The 2,981-nt window shown below is 69.9% G+C and carries 3 protein-coding genes; 2 read left to right on the top strand and 1 reads right to left on the bottom strand.

Annotation, left to right across the window (positions count from 1 at the left end; genetic code table 11):
- Window positions 1-395: MFS transporter (locus tag P409_RS30650; RefSeq protein WP_034847377.1), on the top strand; the 395-nt coding region annotated here is incomplete at its 5' end.
- A 53-nt stretch (window positions 396-448) separates the two neighbouring features.
- A complete protein-coding gene (locus P409_RS30645; protein ID WP_034847375.1) occupies window positions 449-922 on the top strand; it encodes an ASCH domain-containing protein in 474 nt (157 codons plus the stop codon).
- 399 nt (window positions 923-1,321) lie between these two features.
- On the opposite strand, the gene P409_RS30640 is transcribed toward P409_RS30645, so the two are convergent.
- A complete protein-coding gene (locus P409_RS30640) occupies window positions 1,322-2,746 on the bottom strand; it encodes a sigma-54-dependent transcriptional regulator (protein ID WP_052121594.1) in 1,425 nt (474 codons plus the stop codon).
- Between the last annotated feature and the right edge of the window lie 235 nt (window positions 2,747-2,981).

Genomic DNA, 2,981 nt, shown 5'->3' with positions numbered 1-2,981 from the left:
GCCGCATCGCCGACCGCGGCTGGACCCGGCCGGCCACCTTCGGCGCCCTGGCGTCGGTCGCCGTCGCCTTCGCCATGGCCTGGACCGGCGGCGTGGCCGGGTCGGTGGTGCTGCTGGGCGCGGCCGGCGTCCTGCTCGATTTCGGGGTGCAGGCCAACATGGTTCTGGGCCAGCGCGCCATCTACGCCCTGGCGCCAGAGGCGCGCGGCCGGATGAACGGCCTGTATGTCGCCAGCGCCTTCGCCGGCGGCGCGGTCGGCTCCGCCATCGCCAGCGGCACCTTCAGCGCCGGCGGCTGGTCTCTGGTCAGCTGGGTCGGCCTCGCCTTCCCGGTCGTGGCGCTGCTGGTCTATTCGACCGAGCTGCTCCGCCGCCCGGTGCCGCGCCGGGCTTGACCACGGCCCGGTTTCTGGCGGAATCGGCCCCCTGATTCCGCCGGAGGCCGAGCATGACCGACATCGCCGAACGCTGGTGGCAGGCGCTGCGCCGCGACCGGCCGGATCTGGGCCTGCCCGAGCATTACGACCTCTGGTATTTCGGCGACAGCGAGGATCTGGCGCGCGAGCTCCTGGAGCTGGTGCTGGCCGGCACCAAGACCGCCACCGCCGGTCTGGTCTGGGGCGCCGACGAGGCCGGCACGCCGAAGCCGGGCGGCTACAGCCTGATCACCGATTTCGCCGGCACCCCGCGCTGCGTGCTGCAGACGATGGAGGTGCGGGTGCTGCCCTTCGACCAGGTCGACGCCGCCTTCGCTTATGACGAGGGCGAGGACGACCGGTCGCTGGCCTCCTGGCGCGAGGCGCATTGGAGCTATTTCGGCCGCCGCTGCGCCGAGCTGGGCCGCGAGCCGGCCCTGGACATGCCGGTGTTCTGCGAACGCTTCCGCCTGGTCTATCCGGAGGCGGTGGTCAGGGCGGGATGAGTCCAGGCCGGATCAGATCATCCGATCCTGTCAGGGCGACAGCGTGTTGCCTCTCCCGCTTGCGAGACCTTTCGGAATAGCCGCGACCTTCATCTTATCGAGTCCCCCCTCCCCTTGCGGGAGGGGGCAGGGGGAGGGGGTTGTCGAGGACAAGCTCCGCGCGAATGGACTCAGGAAACGACGTCGCGGGTGGCCCGGATCGTGGGCGGCTCTGGCGGCGCGAACCCCCTCCCCCTACCCCCCTCCCGCAAGGGGAGGGGGGACTCTTTTTGCTTTCGTCGCGGGCGTCCGGGACGATCCGGGGAATTTCCGAAAAGGTCTCGCTTGCGGGAGAGGCAATGCGCGAAGACGATCGACATCGTGCCGGTCCTGTCCGAATGCCTGACGTGACCCGAACCACTAGCCCCGGCCCTCGGCCTCCCAGTTCAGCCGCTTGCGGTAGATGGTCGAGGCGCTGATGCCCAGCAGCGCCGCGGCCCGCGGCACATGGCCGTCGCAGGCCGAGATCGCGTCCTCGATCGCGTCCTTCTCGACCATCCATAACGGCCGGATCCCCGCCGCCTTGCCGTCTGTCGCGACCGCTGGCGGCTCGGCCGACGGGCGGGCGGGCTGCGCCGCCGGGATCAGGGTGCGCACCGGCGGCGGCAGCATCGCCCGCGTCACCAGCGGCCCGTCATGCAGCACGACGATGTTGCGGATGACGTTCTGCAGCTGGCGGACATTGCCCGGCCAGGCATAGCGCTGCAGGTCCTCCGCCACCTCCAGGTCGAAATCGGCGAAGCTCTTGCCCTCCTCCGCCGCATAGTCGCGCAGGAACTGGCGCGCGATCAGCAGCACGTCGTCCTCGCGCTCGCGCAGCGGCGGCAGGGTCACCGGGATCACCAGCAGGCGGTAATACAGGTCCTCGCGGAACCGGCCCTGCCGCACCTCCTCCGCCGGGTCGCGATTGGTGGCGCAGACGATGCGCAGGTCGACCTTGCGCTCGCGGCTGCCGCCGACCGCCGTCACCACCCCGGTCTGCAGGAAGCGCAGCAGCTTGGTCTGCAGCTCCGCCGGCAGCTCGCAGATCTCGTCCAGGAACAGCGTGCCGCCATCGGCCCGGGCCGCGGCGCCCTCGCGGTCGGCCACCGCCCCCGTGAAGGCGCCCTTCACATGGCCGAAGATCTCCGATTCCATCAGGTCGCGCGGGATGGCGCCGCAGTTCAGCGCCACGAAGGGCTGGTCGTGGCGCGGGCTGCGCCGGTGCACCGCCTCGGCGCACAGCTCCTTGCCCGTGCCGCTCTCGCCGGTGATGAACACGGTGGCCTTCGACGCCGCCGCCGAATCGATGATGCGGTACACCGCCTGCATCGCCAGCGACCGGCCGATGAAGCCGTAATAGCGGTCGCGGCCGAGATCCTCGCGCCAGGCCTCGACCTCGCGCTGCAGCCGCATCCGCTCCAGCGTGTTGCGGACGGTGACCGTCAGCCGGTCGCCGGGGAAGGGCTTGACCAGGAAGTCGAAGGCGCCCAGCCGCATCGCCTCGACCGCGGTGTTGACCGAGCCATGGGCGGTGATGACGATCGGCGCCACCGGGATCTGCTGCTCGCGGATATGCGCCAGGATCTCCATGCCGTTCATGTCGGGCAGGTTGAGGTCCAGCAGCACGGTCGCATAGCGCCCCTGCGCCAGCGCCGCGAGCGCATCGGCCCCGGTCTCGGCATGATCGACGGCGATGCCGGCCCGGGACAGGGTCTCGACATACAGCCGGGCCAGCGCCGGCATGTCCTCGACCAGCAGCACGGCCGCGGCATCGGCGACAGGCGTTTCGGCGAGGGGAGCCATGGCGATATCGTGGCCCATGGAGGCATCCATCTTCAACAATAGCCCGCAACAAGAATTCGTCTTAAACGCAACGACGTGACGAGCCCGCCCCGCCGCGACGAACGATCCTGAGACAGAAAGAGCATCATGATAGGTCCGAAAACGATTCTGATCGATGGAATTTGGAACGGCGCTGCGGATGGCCGCACGATCGCGGTGATCGACCCGTCGACCGGGGCGGAATTCGACAGCCTGG

Source organism: Inquilinus limosus MP06, assembly GCF_000767795.1.
In the GTDB taxonomy this organism is placed as follows: Bacteria; Pseudomonadota; Alphaproteobacteria; order DSM-16000; family Inquilinaceae; genus Inquilinus; species Inquilinus limosus_E.
This window is presented reverse-complemented; position numbering and strand designations above follow the sequence as displayed.

Excerpts from the sequence above, each read along its gene's own strand:
- P409_RS30645 (WP_034847375.1), top strand. The coding sequence starts at position 449 with ATGACCGACATCGCCGAACGCTGGTGGCAGGCGCTGCGCCGCGACCGG.
- P409_RS30640 (WP_052121594.1), bottom strand. The coding sequence starts at position 2,746 with ATGGCTCCCCTCGCCGAAACGCCTGTCGCCGATGCCGCGGCCGTGCTG.